Source organism: Actinomycetota bacterium (assembly GCA_030776725.1).
Lineage (GTDB): Bacteria > Actinomycetota > Nitriliruptoria > Nitriliruptorales > JAHWKO01 > JAHWKW01.
Genome location: JALYHG010000053.1, coordinates 1 through 14,575, shown reverse-complemented (window position 1 = coordinate 14,575; position 14,575 = coordinate 1). Strand labels below are relative to the sequence as shown.

Sequence of the window (14,575 nt, the reverse complement as noted above, 5' to 3'; positions counted from 1 at the left end):
CACGGCCGGACGCAGCCGACGGAACGGAACGGAGATGGCGTACGAGTTCCGGTGAGTGGACGCCGGTGCCCACTGCAGCGGGCGCTTCAGGGCGGCTTCGCAGGAGGAGCTCGAGCGTGACGTGGAGGAACACCTGAGGGACAAGCACGACATCCACACCATGAGCAAGACGCTCGGCAACTACGTCAAGCAGGTCGCCAGGGAGCGGTAGCGCGACGCAACGAACGGCCGTGGACCGCTGGAGTCGGCAGCGGGCCCCGTGCAGGGCCCGTCACGTGCACACGACAGCCGATCGAAGCCGATCGAACATCGGCCGCGGGGGCGTGGCCTGACGGTCCTTCAGACCACGCCCTCCGGCGCCGGATGGCGCGTCAGCGCGGCGCCGTCACCGGATGAACCCCTGCTCGCGCAGGTACTGCTCGGCGACGTCCTCGGGGAACTCCCCGCCGACGTCGACACGCTCGTTGAGGTCGATCATGACGTCCTCGGTGATCGGCGCGCCGATCTCCTCGAACAGACCCGCGAGATCGGGGTGCTCGTTCGCGAAATCCTCCATCATCATGACCGCGGACAGGTAGCTGATGAAGGCGTTCTTATCGTCCTCGAGCACCAGCAGGTCGAGCGCGCCGATGCGACCGTCGGTGGTGAAGATCTCAGCGAAGTTGCAGGGGTTCTGCCTGGCGACGGAGTCGTAGATCACGCCGAAGTCCGACTGGTGGAGCTGGTTCCGCGGCCACTGGAAGCCGTAGACCTCCTCAACGCGTGGTAGCCCGTCCTCGCGGGAGGCGAAGGTCGGGTCGACGCAGAGGCTCGCCTGGTCGGGGTTGGCCTGCACGAACTCGGCGAGCTCGGAGACCGTCTCGATCCCGAACTCGTCCACCGCATCACGCGGGTACGCGAAGCCGTAGGTGTCGTCGAAGGGAGCCGGTTCGGTCCAGAAGACGTTGTTCTCCTCGAGGTCCTGCTGCTTCACCGCCTCCCACTGCTCGATCGGGTCCTCGATCGGCTCCTCGTTGCCGAGGTAGTTGATCCACGCGGTCCCGGTGTACTCCCACGCCGCGTCGATCTCGCCGGCGAGGAGCGCGTTGCGCGGCCCGTCGGGGCTGGCGAGGTTCTCCGTGAGGTTGACCGACGCCCCGGCCGCCTCGAGGGCTTTCGCGGCGATCTGGCCGAGGACCAGCTGCTCGGTGAAGTCCTTCGAGCCGAAACGGATGTTCACGTCGGACAGGTCGTAGTTCTCCGAGATGAGGTTGTCCGGCGCGGCGCCGTCGCCGTCACCGTCACCGGTGACCCCGTCGCCGTCCCCGCACGCCGCGAGCGCGAGGGCCAGCGCCGCGAGCAGCGCGGTGACTCTCATCGTGTACCTGGACAGGTCGAAGTGCACGTCTTCTCCTCGATCGGTGACTGATGGTTCGATGACGCCTGGGGCGACGCTGCGCTGCTGGACATCATGGTCTCATAGGCCGCGCGGTCGTAGCTGGTCCTCGGCGATGCCGCCGGCCCAGTCTGCCAGAAGCGCGAGCCCGGCTGCCAGGACGCTGCCGGTGACCACCAGCGTGAAGCGGCTCTGGGCGAAGCCGGTGATGATGATCGCACCGAGCGTACCGCCCTGGACGAAGGCGGCCAGGGGCGCGGTGCTCACCGTCAGCACGAGCGCGGTGCGGACGCCGGTCAGCAGGATCGGGACGCTAAGCGGCAGCTCGATCTGGCGCAGGACCTGCATCCGGTTCAAACCCATGCCGCGCCCCGCCTTGATGACCTCCCACGGCACCTGCTGGAGGCCGACCATCGTCCCGCGGAGCACCGGGAGGAAGGCGTAGATCGCCAGCCCGATGATGGCGGCGTACCGCCCCCTGCGGGTGAGGATCAGGAAGACCAGGACGAACGTCCCGATCGAGGGCACACCCTGTCCGATGTTCGCGAGTCCCACGAACAGCGGTGTGACCCGGCGCGCCCACGGGCGGGTGAGCATGATCCCGGTCGGGATCGCCAACGACAGCACGATCACGGTCGCCCAGAACGAGATGTCGATGTGCTCGATCGTGCGCGCCCTGATCACCGGGTAGGTGAGCACGCGCCGTTCGATGCCGCCGAGGTCGCGGGCGCTCATGTACAGGTACAGGGCGAGGAAGCTGGCGGTGACGACGCCGGGTGTCACGAGGTACCGGGCCCACTTGGGGAGGAACGCGCCGCGGTCGCGCACGTCCTCGACCGGCCCGACCTGCTCGTCGGGCGGTGCCTGGCCATCCAGGACGCTCACGTGGTCGTCTCGGCGGTCGACGCCTCCTCGCTCGTTGGTCGAACGGTTGCGCGCACCTCCTCGCGGTCGCGTTCACGCGCCGCTTCGCGCATGTTGCTGATCGCCTGGTTGATGATCTCGAGGTCGAGCGTTCCGAGGTAGCCGCCGTCCCGGTCGACGATCACCGCCACGCCCACCGCACTGGTGAGCATCTCCTGCAACGCGTCGGAGAGCGTGACGTCGGGGCGGAGCACGGTCTCGACCGGGATGCCGGCCTCTTCCAGCGGACGGTCGCTGTCGACGTCGCGTGCGCGGAGCCAGCGGCGTGGCCGCTGCACCTCGTCGAGGAGCAGGACGTGCCCCTCGTCGGCCTCCACCATCGTCCGTCGAACCGCCTCACGGTCCGTCCCGATGCCCACCGTCGGCCACGTGTCCGACAGCCGCACGTCACCGACGCAGGCGAGGTTCAGGCGTTTCAGCACGATGCCCGAGCCGAGGAACTCCTCGACGAACTCGTTCGCCGGGTCGCTGAGGATGTTCTCTGGCGTGTCGTACTGGGCGATGCGGGCGCCCTCTTGGAGGATGGCGATGCGGTCGCCCATCTTGATCGCCTCGTCGATGTCGTGGGTGACGAACACGATCGTCTTGCTGATGTCCTGCTGGATGCGCAGGAACTCGTTCTGGAGTCGCTCGCGGGTGATGGGATCGGTCGCGCCGAACGGCTCGTCCATGAGCATGACCGGTGGATCGCTCGCCATCGCGCGGGCGACGCCGACCCGCTGGCGTTGCCCACCGGACAGCTCCTTCGGGTACCGATCGCGGTAGATCGCCGGATCGAGGCCGACGAGCTCGAGCAGCTCATCGACGCGCGCGGAGATGCGCTGCCTGTCCCACCCGACGAGCTGAGGGACCGTCGCGATGTTCTGCGCGATGGTGCGGTGCGGGAACAGCCCGATCTGCTGGATGACGTAGCCGATGCGCCGGCGGAGCCGATCGACGTTCACGTGCGTGACGTCCTCGCCCTCGAGGATGATCCGACCGGACGTCGGCTCGATGAGGCGGTTGATCATCTCCAGGGTGGTCGTCTTCCCGCACCCAGAGGGACCGACGAGGACGACGATCTCGCCTTCGGGGACCTCCAGGTCGAAGTGGTCAACGGCGGGGACCTGCTGTTGCGGGTAGCGCTTGGTGAGCGAGTCGAGCGTGATCATCGGCTCACTCGCAGCAGTCGCGGTCTCGGTCATCGGATCTCCTTGGCGGTGGTGAGCTTGCCGACGACGACCAGGAAGGCGTCGATCAGCAGGGCGACGACGATGATCCCGACCGTGCCGACCACCGCCTGGGGCACGGCGCGGGCCGAGCGCAGCGACGAGAGGCCGCCGAAGATCTCCCGTCCGAGCCCCGGTCCGCTGATGTAGGCAGCGACCGCCGCGATGCCGACCGTGAGCACGGCCCCGACGCGGATGCCGCCGAGGATCACCGGCCAGGCGAGCGGGAGCTGGATCCGGGTGACGAGCTGGATCCGTCCCATGCCCATGCCCGTCGCGGCCTTCACGATCGCCGGGTTCACTTCGCGTAGCCCCGTCACCGTGTTGCGCACGATCGGGAGCAGGGCGTAGATGGCCAGGACGATGATGCTCGGGGCCCAGCCGAGGCCGACCAGGGCCACCAGGACGGTGAAGTAGGCGAGGGCCGGGATGGTGAACAGACCGTTGGTGACGTTGAGGAGCAACGCGGTCGCGCGGTTGTTGCGGTGGACGAGAGTGGCGAGGAACACGCCGATCACCACGGCGATGGCCACGGAGACCGCGACGAGGACGACGTGCTCGATCGTCAGTTCCAGGACGGTTTCCCAGCGGCGCTCCAGGTAGCCCCAGATGGTCACCGCAGCCCCTTCCTCGGTGTCCAACCCCAGACTAGACAGGGACGGGCGCTCGCTCCCCGGATCCGGCGCTCACCGCGCTGCGGCGGGGACGGCTTCAGGTGACCGCGAGCGCTCCGCCGCAGGTCAGCTCGAGACGCACGCCACCCGCAGCGATCCGCTCGGTGACCCAACGTTCGAGGCTGCCGTCGTCGACCAGCCGCTGCAACGCATCGCCGGGACAGCGGGTCGCGGCGAAGCTGCGGTGCCCGCGGATCGTCTCGGGCGGCACGCCGAAGGTGACCGCGGCCCACGCCAGCACGTCGGCCAGCGCCGCCAGCTGTGCGCCGGAGGGCTCCTGGCGGTCGAAGTTGCCCTCCAGGCACGGAAGGAAGTGCCCTGCCGGGTCGTAGTCGGTGAAGGTCTCCCCCACCGCGGTGACGGCCCGACCCTCGTAGACGGTTCCGTCACCGGCGATCACCAGGTGGTAGGCGAGGTCGACGAAGCCGCGTGCTTGGTGGTTCCGTTGGTGTCGGCGGAGAAGGTCGGGTTGACGCGATGGGTCGTCGTTCACGACCGCCGTGTGGTGGACGGTGAGACGCTCGATCGTGTGGCGGCGGTAGGGGCCGGTCGGGGCCGACGCTGCCCAGTCCGCCCGGCACACGACCGAGCGCACCGCCACGGGGGCGGCCGCGGGCGTGGCGGTGCGCTCCTCGAGCGGTGGCTGCTCCGGTGTGCGGGGAGGTGACGCCGCCGGGTCACCTGTGACCGGCGGCGGGTCGGAGACCGGTTCGACGTCCAGCGCCGGTTCACGGTCGCTGCGGCCGGTGCAGCCGCCCGTGGCGACCGCGCCGAGAACAGCGGCGAGGCAGCGCAGCACCTGGCGTCGGTTCACGCCCCTATCCTCCCAGCCTCGGCGGTCCCTCGTCACGTGGAGGTGGTGGTGTACGCGATCCTGGCCGGCGGCGTCGGCGCGGCGCGGTTCCTCCGCGGGCTGGTGCGCGTCGCCGAGCCGCGTGACATCACGGTGATCGTCAACGTCGGCGACGACATACAACTGCACGGCCTGCACGTCAGCCCCGACCTGGACACGCTCACCTACACCCTCGCCGGGGTGGTCGACCCCGAGCAGGGCTGGGGACGCGCCAACGAGACGTTCCACGTGTCCCAGGAGGTCGCCCGCTACGGGGAGCCGACCTGGTTCACGCTCGGTGACCACGACCTCGGCACGCACCTGGTCCGCACGCACTGGTTGCGGCAAGGACGCCCGTTGTCGGCGGTGACGGCCGCGATCGCGACCGCGTGGAACCTCGACGTGCGGCTCCTGCCGGCCACCGATGATCCGGTCGCCACCCGGGTGCGCACCGCCGACGGGCGGTGCGTGCACTTCCAGGAGTACTGGGTCCGCGACCACGCCGCGGACCACGTCGTCGAGGTGTCCCTGGCCGGCGCCGAGAAGGCCCGCCCGGCCCCCGGCGTCACCGACGCCATCCGCGACGCCGACGCCGTCGTGATCTCCCCCTCGAACCCGGTCGTGTCGATCGGGACGATCCTGGCCGTGCCCGGCATCCGGGATGCGCTGGAGGCGACCGACGCGCCGGTGGTCGGGGTCTCCCCGGTCGTGGGCGGCGCGGTGGTGCGCGGCATGGCCGACCGGCTGCTCCCGGCCGTCGGTGCGGACGTGTCAGCACACGGGGTCGCCGCCTGGTACGGGCAGCTCCTGGACGGGTGGGTGATCGACGAGGCCGACCGCGACCTCGCGGGCGCCATCGAGGACCTGGGCGTCGCGGTGGAGGTCACCGACACGTTGATGGACGACGTCGCCGTGGCGACCGCGCTGGCGCAGACGACGCTGGAACTGGCGAGGTCGCTGCGATGATCCAGGTCGCTGCCCTGCCGGACGTGCCCGAGGTCCGGCCAGGCGACGACCTCGCGGCGCTGGTCGTCTCCGCCTGTCACGCCGGTGGCTGGACCCTCGCCGACGGCGACGTGCTGTGCGTGGCGCAGAAGGTCGTCAGCAAGGCCGAAGGTGCGTTGGTGACGCTCGCCGTCGGTGAGGACCCGATCCACGCCCGCCGCAGGATCGCCCGGGAACAGGCGGCGCGGATCGTGGCGGAGGCCGCCGACGTGCTGATCACCGAGACCGAGCACGGGTTCGTGTGCGCCAACGCAGGGGTGGATGCGTCCAACGTCCCCCCGGGGATGCTGTCGCTGCTGCCCACCGATCCGGACGCGTCAGCGCGTCGTCTGGCCGCAGCACTGCGCGAACGTGGCGGCGTCGAGGTCGGCGTGGTCATCTCCGACACGTTCGGCCGCCCGTGGCGGCTGGGCCAGACCGACGTGGCCATCGGCGTGGCCGGGATCGCCCCGCTGCGTGATGAGCGCGGTGGGCTCGACCGCCACGGTCGACGCCTCGAGGTGACCGTTGTGGCGGTGGCCGACGAGCTCGCCGCCGCTGCCGACCTGGCGCGACGCAAGGCCGGTGGTGTGCCGTTCGTGGTGATCCGCGGCGCGGCCGTTGAGCGCGACCCGGACGGCTCCGCCCGACAGCTGCTGCGACCGGCGGACGAGGACCTGTTCCGTCGCGGGGTCCGCTGACCTCAGCCGCCCAGCACCAAGCGCCTGATCGGGTCGATCCCGAAGTACAGCAGGAACGCCACGCTCGAGGCGGCCATCATCCAGTGCACCTCACCGACGCGTCCGGTCGCGACCTTGATCACCGTGTACGACACGAACCCCCAACCGATCCCGTCGGTGATGGAGAAGTTGAACGGCATCACCACCATGGTGAGGAAGGCGGGGATCGCCGTGGCGTAGTCGTCCCACGGCAGGTCGCGGACCACCGAGATCATGAAGAACCCGACCAGGATGAGGGCCGGTGCGGTCGCCTCGGGCGGGATGATCCCCGCCAGCGGACTGAAGAAGATCGCCCCGAGGAACAACACACCGATCACGACGCTGGTCAGCCCCGTCCGGCCGCCCTCCTCGATCCCGCTCGCCGATTCGATGTACGTGGTGGCGCTCGAGGCGGACGCCGCCCCGCCGACGGCAGCTGCCAGCGAGTCCACCAACAGGACACGGTTCATGCCGGGCAGCCGTCCGCGTGGCGTGAGGAAGCCGCCTTCGTTGCCGAGCGCGATCGCGGTCCCCATCGTGTCGAAGAAATCGGCCAGCATCAGGGTGAACACCGCCAGGACCGCCGACAGCGCCCCGAGCTTGGCCCAGTAGCCGAACGAGAACTGACCCAGCAGCGAGAAGTCCGGAGCGTCGATCACCTCCTGCGGCAAGCGGGCGACTCCCGCGCCGACGTCCTGCCACAGCGCCCCGCCGGCAGCGGCGTTGACGACCATGGCGAGGATCGTGGTCAGCACGATCCCGATCAGCAGCGACCCCTTGATCCGGCGCGCGACCAGGACGGCGGTGATCAGGAAGCCGCTCACGAACACCGCGATGCGTGCGGAATCGAAGGCTCCTCGCATCAGGACCGGGCCGCCACCGCCCGGGCCGGGGATCACGATCCCGGAGTTGGCGAACCCGATGATGGCGATGAACAGGCCGATGCCCGCCCCGATCGCCTTCTTCAGCTCCAGGGGGATCGCCTCGAGCACCGCTTCGCGGAAACCGGTCAGGACGAGCACGGTGATGATCGCCCCCTCGGTGACCACCACCCCCATGGCCTCGGGGAAGGTCAGCCCCTCAGCCCCGACCAGCTGGAAGGCCACGACGGCGTTGAGGCCGAGGCCGCTGGCGATCGCGAACGGGTAGTTGCTGACGATGCCCATGGCGATCGTCATGACGCCCGCCACCAGCGCCGTGACCGACAGGACCGCACCGAACTCCAGGCCGGCGCCTTCCAGCCCCAGGATCGCCGGGTTGACGAACAAGATGTAGGCCATCGTCATGAAGGTGGTGACGCCCGCCACCACCTCGGTGCGCACGTCCGTGCGCCGCTCTTCGAGCCGGAAGTAGTCCAACATCTGGCCTCCACCGGTCGGCTACCGGGCGCTTGTACCACGCGGTGGGCGGAGCGGGGCGCAGCCTGACCTGGGCTGGCTCGATCGGCGTACCCCGGCGCGACCGCCTTCGGGTCGCTGAACGGGGTGGCTAGAGTGCCGCGGCGTCCGATGGCGAGGGACGTTCAGTGGCTGACCGGGAGCGTCCGACCAAGCGCGAACGGCGGGAACGCGCCCGCGCCGAGCGCCGGGAACGCGAGGCGGCGGCAGCCCGCGAGGAGCGCCGGCGGCGGATCGTCACCGTCGTGGTCACGATCGCTGTCGTGGCGGGGGTCGCGGCGTTGCTGGTTTTCACACGTGAGCCACCGGCTCCGACCGGCGTCACGATCTCGCCTGCGGCAGCCCAGGCCGCGCAGGACGCGGCCGGCTGCGAGGCGGTGGAGATCCCGCCCGCTCCGAGCACCCAGCACCTGGACGAGCCGGCGCCGCCAGCCGAGCAGCTCTACGCGGTGCGTCCGACCGACAGCGGGCGCCACTTCGCCATCACGGCGCGGGTCGCCACCTACGACGAGCCGGTCGACGAGCGACGCACGACCCACAACCTGGAGCACGGCGCGGTCGTGGTGTGGTACCGCCCGGAGGCGCTCCCCGACGAGCAGGTCTCGGCCCTGAAGGACTGGGCCAGCGCACGCAACCGCGCCGGCTTCCAGGGTGAGGGCGGGACGGGCATCATCGTGGCGCCCTGGGAGGGGCCGTTCCAGAGCAGCAACAAGGCGCTCGCGGTCCGGGCGTGGACGGTTTCGATGGACTGCGACCGCTTCGAGGAGCAGGCCCTCGACAAGTTCCTGATCGAGAACTTCGGGACGCACGGCCGCGCCCCGGAGGCGGCGATCGCCGGGTACCCGGACGACGTGCTGTCGTTCGAGGACGACGGGGCCACGCCGCAGCAGACAGCGTCTCCGCCGACGCCGGACGACGCAACGCCGGACGATGCGACGCCGGATGAGTCGCCGACCCCGGGGGCGACCCAACCGGCCGAGACGGAGCCGTCGCCCGCCGGGTGAACGGCGGGGCGAGCAGTCGTGCTTCGGCGCGGTCGGTCAGCGCCGTGATCGGTGGCGTTCGGCGCGCACCCGATGCCACCAGGCCCGCACCCAATCGCGGTAGTCGAACGGATCGAACCAGCGGTCCACGACCTGGCGGCTGGGGACGGTGGCGGCCGCGTGGACCAGCCGCCGCTTGCGGAGCATCCGCGGGACGAGCCTGACGGCGCTGAACGTCGCGAAGAACGCACGGGGGACGGTCAGCAGCAGCTCCCCGGCCTTGAGCACCGTCGTGACCGCGAAGCCGGGGAGGTGGCGCACGAAACGCGAGGGACTGTCGCACTTGATCAGGGTCAGTAGCCGGTTCTGGAAGTTCAACTGCTCGACGTGCGCCGTGCGACGAGGTCCGGCACCGCCCCGCTGGTGCTGGGCGACCGCGCGCGGCTCGTACCACGCCATCCAGCCGCGCATCCGGGCGCGCCAGTCGAGGTCAATGTCCTCGAAGAACGCGAACAGGTCCTCGTCGAGGATCTCGCACCGCCCGTCGACGTCGACCGCCACGTCGTCGAGCATCGCTCGCCGGTACAGCGCGAGGGCTCCGGACACGCCGAACACCTCACCGGGCTCATCCCACTGGCCGGCGTCGGTCTGGCCCTCCCCGCGGTTGCGGAACAGCCGGGTGCGGAACGCGACGTGGCCGGTGGTGTCGATCACGTCCGAGCCGTCCGCGCCCCGCCCCGGCCGGAGCAGCTTGCCCTGCACGGCGCCGCGGCGGTCGTCGGCGAGGAGGGCGCTCACCGCGGTCGAGAGGTAGTCGGGGCGGGGCTGCACGTCGAAGTTGGCCACGGCGACCGCGGTCGCGTCGGTGCGGGCCAGCGCGTCGTTCACCGCGCCGGCGTACCCCCGGTTGGTCTCGTTCCACAGCACGCGGAGCGGTGGCTGGCCTGGTCGCGTGGCCGCGATCGCGGTGCGCTCCGCGGCGTAGCGCTCGAGCAGGTCCCGTGAACCGTCGGTGCTGGCGTTGTCCACCACCCAGATCTCGAGGTCGTCGTGATCCTGGGCGACCAGCGCGTCGAGGCAGGCGATCAGCTGCAGAGCCCCGTTCCAGTTGACCACGATGGCCGCGACCCGCATCGCGTCAGCTGCTGAGGTCGACCGACGGCCCTTCGACGACGCGGGTGGCGGCCACGAAGTCGACCAGGCCGGACCCGCCCGGTGCCGGCGTGACCTCGAACGTGACAGGGCGCGGCAGCACGTCGTAGCCGGTCCGCCCCGTGGGGTCGGTGACCGTCGGGCTGATGCGGTAGTGGCCGGCGAGGACGTGAGCGGTGAACCGGATCTCCAGCACCGCGGTGTCCCCCGCGGCGAGCGGACCGACGCCCAGCCCCTGCCAGGTGGAGTGGACCTCGTAGAGGCGCCGCCCGTCGCCCGTCTCGAAGGTGGCGCCGGCGCTGCACGCCTCGACGTCCTGCTCCGCACGCAGATCTAGCCGTAGCGCGAGGGTCTTGGAGGGGGGGACCTTGTTCACGACCTGACCGTCGGCGTCGAGCAGCCGCGCCGCGGCGATGCGGACGTGGCCGGTCCCCACCCGGCCCGAGCCGTCGCCCTCGTCCTCGCTGACGGTGCCCATGATCTGGGCGTACTGCTGCACCCCTTCGCGGGTGGACCCGTCGAAGACCAGCTCGCCGTGGTCGAGGACCAGGACCCGCGGGCAGAGCTCCTCGATGGCGTTCAGGTCGTGGCTGACGAAGAACACCGTCTTGCCGCGCTCGCGGAAGCTCGCCATCCGCTCCAGCGACTTGGTCTGGAAGAACGCGTCCCCGACCGACAGGACCTCGTCGACCAGCAGGACGTCGGGGTCGACATGCACGGCGATCGCGAAGCCGAGCCGGACGTACATCCCACTCGAGTAGTTGCGCACCGGCTGGTCGATGAAGCCGCGGACGCCCGCGAAGTCGACGATCGCATCGAACTGCCGGTCGATGTCCTCGTTGGCCAGCCCCAGGATGGCCCCGTTGAGGTAGATGTTCTCCCGTCCCGTCAGGTCGCCGTGGAAGCCGGCGCCGAGTTCCAGCAGGGATGCCACCCGACCGTTGATCTCGACCCGTCCCCGGTCGGCCGGCAGGATCCGGGCGAGCACCTTCAGCAGGGTCGACTTCCCCGACCCGTTGTGGCCGATCACGCCGACGCTCTCGCCGTGCTCCACGGTGAACGACACGTCGCTCAGCGCCTCGAACTCGGAGTAGTTCGCCCGCTTCAGGGTCGTGAGCCGCTCTTTCAACCCGCTGGGCTGCTCTTGGTACAGGCGGAAGGTCTCGGTCAGGTTCTCCACCACGATCGCCGGACCGGTGCCGTTGGCACGCTCCGGGCGGATCAGGTCACGCAGCTGGTCGAGCACGGCGCTCACACCTCCTTGGCGAAGGTGAGCGCGTTGCGGTGGAACACCATGTAGCCGGCGAGGAAGCTCACCAGCGCCACCGACGTGGTGGCGAGGATCAGCTCGACGCTGGGCCACACGGGCAGGGTCGACGATGCGTTCTCGCCCATGGTGCGCACGATGCCGTACAGCGGGTAACGGAACAGCTCCACGAACCACGTCAGCGGGTTCGCCCGGATGACCTGCAGGGCGACAGCACCGACCGCGCTGTCGCCGGCCACGTCGATGACCATCTGCAGGGGGTAGATGATCGGCGTGAGGTAGAACCAGACCAGGAAGATCACGACGACGAGCTCCTGCAGGTCACGGAACGACACGTTCGCTGCGGCGAACAGCATCGCCAGCCCGCTGGCGAAGACCCCGATCAGGACGATCCCCAAGACGACCGCCGGTAGGTACACGACGACGCCCAGGCCACGCGTCCACACCAGGTAGGGGCTGATCGCCAGGAGCGCCAACAGGAAGTGCACCCCCTGGGCGACCACGTTGGACAGCGGCAGTACCTCCCGGGGGAAGTACACCTTCCGGATCAGCGCCCCGTTCCCGGTGATCGCCTGCACCGAGTTCTGCACCGCGTTCTGGAAGAACGACCACACCAGGTACCCAGCGACGAAGAACGCCGCGAAGTCCTCGACCTGGATCTTGATGATGATCGCGAACACGGCGGTGAACACCACCGTCATCAAGATGGGGGTGATCAGCGACCACAGGAACCCCAGCGCCGAGTGCTTGTAACGGACCTTGAGCTCCTTCTGGACCAGTTGCCGGAGGAGCTGCCGGGCGTGCCACAGATCGCGGAGGTTGCCGAGGAGGGAGCGCACGGCGGGGAGTATAGGTCTTGACAGCACCGCCACAGACGGCACCGCTCCGCCTGGACCCCTGGCCGACCCCAGGTCTGGCCCCCTGGTCTGGACCCCTGGCCCGGACCGCTGGTCTGGACCCTGGTCTGGACCCTGGCCCGGAGGAGCCTGGCCTGGACGCCTGTTAGCTTGCTCGCATCCCAGCCTGCAGCTCCCCGCGGACGGGCTCGGCCACCACAGCGGCGCCGCCGACGACCGTCCCGAGGTCGAAGCGGTTGGCGTGGGCGCGGATCAGGTCGGCGACGGCGGGCGCTCCGGCGAGCGTGTCAGGCGGGACCAGCAGCACCGGTCCGCTCATCCGCGCGGCGAGCGCTCCGCCGCTGAGACCGTCCGGGTAGTTCGCGCCCGTGGCGTACACCCCGTGGACCTGCCCGGCCGGCATCCGCGGGAGCACCACCGCCGCCACCATCGCCGAGGTCTCGAAGCGGTTGGCTCCGCCGACCCGTTGGACCTGGTACCCCGACCCGCGCAGGCCATCCTCCACCGAGCGGGAGATCGCGGCCTCACCGCCGAGGAGGAAGACCCTCTGGACGTTCATGTCCGCCAGCGCCCGCGCGGTCGGGGCCGGCAGGACGTCGCTCGCCGTCAGTAGGGTCGGGATCGGATCCGCCAGCGCCGCGAACGACCCGGCTGACAGGGCGTCGGGCCAGGCGCGGTTCTCGTCGGCGTGCGACCCGAGGGCGATCACGACCTCGCCTTGCGCGCTCGGTCCGACGCGGCGGACGGCGTCCGCTGCGGTGGCGAAGCGCTCCGGCCCCTTGACGCGCTCGACGCGGTACCCGGCTGCGCGCAGGTCGTCCTCGACCTGCTGCGCGACGGCCCCGGTCCCGCCCATGATCCACACCTTCTCGGTGCGCAGCCGGCTCAGCTCGGCGCGGATGTCTTCGCGCAACCGATCCTGTTCGGTCAGCAGCAGGGGGGCGTCGAGCTCGGCGGCCAACGCCCCGGCGGCGAGCGCGTCCGGGTAGTTGTAGGCCGTCGCCAGCACCACATCGAGCGCCTGGGGCCAGTGCTCACGCGAGACCGCGATGGCGGTCTCGATCCGTGAGGGGCCCGAGGAGCGGCCGACCACGCCGGTGTCCACGACCGTGATCCGTGCGGTGTCGGTGGCCGTGGCCTGGCTGGCCTCGTCGACCACGGTCAAGGCCACCGTGTAGATGCCCGGGGTGGCGTACCGGTGCGTGACCTCCTGACCGGACGCGGTGGACCCGTCGCCGAACTCCCAGGTGAAGGTCTTGTTCCCGCCCCCGCCCGCCGACGTCGCGGTGAACGTGACCGGTTCCTCGGTGTCGACCGTCCGGTCCGGTCCGGCGTTGGCGGCGACGTCGTCGTCGATGATGACACCCTGGGCGACGTGAGGCCCGCAGCAGGACACGTTCCCGGGGCGTCCCAGCACCACCAGGAACGTCTCGTTGGCCTCCGGTGCCGCGTCGCCCGTGACCTGGACCGCGATCGACCCGCTCTGGCCCTCGGGGATGGTGAGTGTCGCGTCCGTTGCGGCGACGTAATCGACGCCTGCGGTCGCAGAGCCCTCGTCCCTGGTGCTGTAGAACGCTGTGACGGGCCGGTCGGTGGGCTTCGCGAGCGTCACGGTGAAGATCATGGTGCTGATCGTGTCGGGGGGCCCCTCGTTGACCGACCCGCCCCCGATCGCCCACTCGTCGTCGAGGATGGTGACCTGACCGATCCAGTCGCCGCGTACGGCCACGCTGGAGAGGTCCCGGGTGCAATCGGAGTCCGAACCAGCCGAGGCCTTGACACAGTCGATGAGGACGTACAGCTGTTCCTCGAAGTCGTCGACGACGTTGTCCGCCTCGATCGGCACGGTGACGGAGGCGGTCGTCCCTCCGGCGTTGATCGCCGTGACTCCGCTGCTCTGCTTGTAGTCCGCGCCGCGCGTGGCGGTGCCATCAGCGGTACGCCAGACGACGTGGATCGCCTCCGACAGGATCGAGCTGAGCTGGAAGGTGACGGTCGCGCTGCCCGCACCCTCGTTGACCATGGCGTCGCTGACGTTCACGGAGGCGCCGTCGTTGTCGTCGATCACCGTGTGCGCGGTCTTCTTGGTCACCAACCCACCGGCGGCCTCCACGGTGATGGAGAAGGTCTCGGGTCCCTCCCCGGCTGTGCGGTCATCGATGATCGGAACGCGGACCTCCTTGCGTTCCTCCGGGTCGCCAGG

The 14,575-nt window shown here is 70.2% G+C and carries 14 protein-coding genes; 4 read left to right on the top strand and 10 right to left on the bottom strand.

Going from position 1 to position 14,575, the window contains the following annotated elements:
* The first annotated feature begins 55 nt into the window (after positions 1–55).
* Positions 56–211 carry a DUF1059 domain-containing protein gene (locus tag M3N57_02440; protein MDP9021558.1) on the top strand — a complete coding sequence of 52 codons (156 nt, stop codon included), beginning with the start codon at positions 56–58 and terminating at the stop codon, positions 209–211.
* A gap of 174 nt (positions 212–385) precedes the next feature.
* Here M3N57_02440 and M3N57_02435 read toward each other — a convergent pair whose 3' ends face one another.
* From M3N57_02435 to M3N57_02415, 5 genes are all read right to left on the bottom strand, one after another.
* On the bottom strand, positions 386–1,384 hold the full coding sequence (locus M3N57_02435) for a glycine/betaine ABC transporter substrate-binding protein (GenBank protein MDP9021557.1): 999 nt from the start codon (positions 1,382–1,384) through the stop codon (positions 386–388).
* A gap of 72 nt (positions 1,385–1,456) precedes the next feature.
* On the bottom strand, positions 1,457–2,260 hold the full coding sequence (locus tag M3N57_02430; protein MDP9021556.1) for an ABC transporter permease: 804 nt from the start codon (positions 2,258–2,260) through the stop codon (positions 1,457–1,459).
* The gene (locus M3N57_02425; GenBank protein MDP9021555.1) at positions 2,257–3,483 is read right to left on the bottom strand and encodes an ATP-binding cassette domain-containing protein; all 1,227 of its coding nucleotides are present in this window, start codon (positions 3,481–3,483) and stop codon (positions 2,257–2,259) included. Before M3N57_02425 ends, M3N57_02430 begins: the two co-directional genes overlap by 4 nt.
* Complete coding sequence (locus tag M3N57_02420) at positions 3,480–4,124, bottom strand: ABC transporter permease (protein MDP9021554.1); 645 nt, start codon at positions 4,122–4,124, stop codon at positions 3,480–3,482. The genes M3N57_02425 and M3N57_02420 overlap by 4 nt, the downstream gene beginning before the upstream one ends.
* A 94-nt stretch (positions 4,125–4,218) precedes the next feature.
* Positions 4,219–4,995, bottom strand: coding sequence for a peptidoglycan recognition protein family protein (locus M3N57_02415; protein MDP9021553.1), 777 nt, complete (start codon positions 4,993–4,995; stop codon positions 4,219–4,221).
* Positions 4,996–5,040: 45 nt separating this feature from the next.
* Between M3N57_02415 and cofD the strand changes: the two genes are divergently transcribed.
* Positions 5,041–5,979, top strand: a complete 939-nt coding sequence (cofD, locus tag M3N57_02410; GenBank protein ID MDP9021552.1) for a 2-phospho-L-lactate transferase — start codon at positions 5,041–5,043, stop codon at positions 5,977–5,979.
* Entirely contained in the window at positions 5,976–6,698 is a 723-nt protein-coding gene (cofE, locus tag M3N57_02405; protein MDP9021551.1) for a coenzyme F420-0:L-glutamate ligase, read from the top strand. Before cofD ends, cofE begins: the two co-directional genes overlap by 4 nt.
* 2 nt (positions 6,699–6,700) lie before the next feature.
* Here the strand turns inward: cofE and M3N57_02400 are convergent, their stop codons facing one another.
* Entirely contained in the window at positions 6,701–8,077 is a 1,377-nt protein-coding gene (locus M3N57_02400) for an NCS2 family permease (GenBank protein ID MDP9021550.1), read from the bottom strand.
* 164 nt (positions 8,078–8,241) lie between these two features.
* Between M3N57_02400 and M3N57_02395 the strand changes: the two genes are divergently transcribed.
* On the top strand, positions 8,242–9,117 hold the full coding sequence (locus M3N57_02395; GenBank protein ID MDP9021549.1) for a DUF3105 domain-containing protein: 876 nt from the start codon (positions 8,242–8,244) through the stop codon (positions 9,115–9,117).
* A gap of 36 nt (positions 9,118–9,153) precedes the next feature.
* Here M3N57_02395 and M3N57_02390 read toward each other — a convergent pair whose 3' ends face one another.
* The 4 genes from M3N57_02390 to M3N57_02375 form a co-directional block, all read right to left on the bottom strand.
* Positions 9,154–10,230 (bottom strand): glycosyltransferase, encoded by a 1,077-nt coding sequence (locus tag M3N57_02390; GenBank protein ID MDP9021548.1) that lies wholly within the window; start codon positions 10,228–10,230, stop codon positions 9,154–9,156.
* 4 nt (positions 10,231–10,234) lie between these two features.
* The gene (locus tag M3N57_02385; protein MDP9021547.1) at positions 10,235–11,503 is read right to left on the bottom strand and encodes an ABC transporter ATP-binding protein; all 1,269 of its coding nucleotides are present in this window, start codon (positions 11,501–11,503) and stop codon (positions 10,235–10,237) included.
* On the bottom strand, positions 11,500–12,354 hold the full coding sequence (locus M3N57_02380; protein ID MDP9021546.1) for an ABC transporter permease: 855 nt from the start codon (positions 12,352–12,354) through the stop codon (positions 11,500–11,502). Before M3N57_02380 ends, M3N57_02385 begins: the two co-directional genes overlap by 4 nt.
* 163 nt (positions 12,355–12,517) lie before the next feature.
* On the bottom strand, positions 12,518–14,575 hold a 2,058-nt coding region (locus M3N57_02375), incomplete at its 5' end, for a cell wall-binding repeat-containing protein (GenBank protein ID MDP9021545.1).

What these genes read in the sequence shown, in the direction of transcription:
- M3N57_02390 (MDP9021548.1), bottom strand. Translation starts at nt 10,230, where the DNA reads ATGCGGGTCGCGGCCATCGTGGTCAACTGGAACGGGGCTCTGCAGCTG.
- M3N57_02425 (MDP9021555.1), bottom strand. Translation starts at nt 3,483, where the DNA reads ATGACCGAGACCGCGACTGCTGCGAGTGAGCCGATGATCACGCTCGAC.
- cofE (MDP9021551.1), top strand. Translation starts at nt 5,976, where the DNA reads ATGATCCAGGTCGCTGCCCTGCCGGACGTGCCCGAGGTCCGGCCAGGC.
- M3N57_02400 (MDP9021550.1), bottom strand. Translation starts at nt 8,077, where the DNA reads ATGTTGGACTACTTCCGGCTCGAAGAGCGGCGCACGGACGTGCGCACC.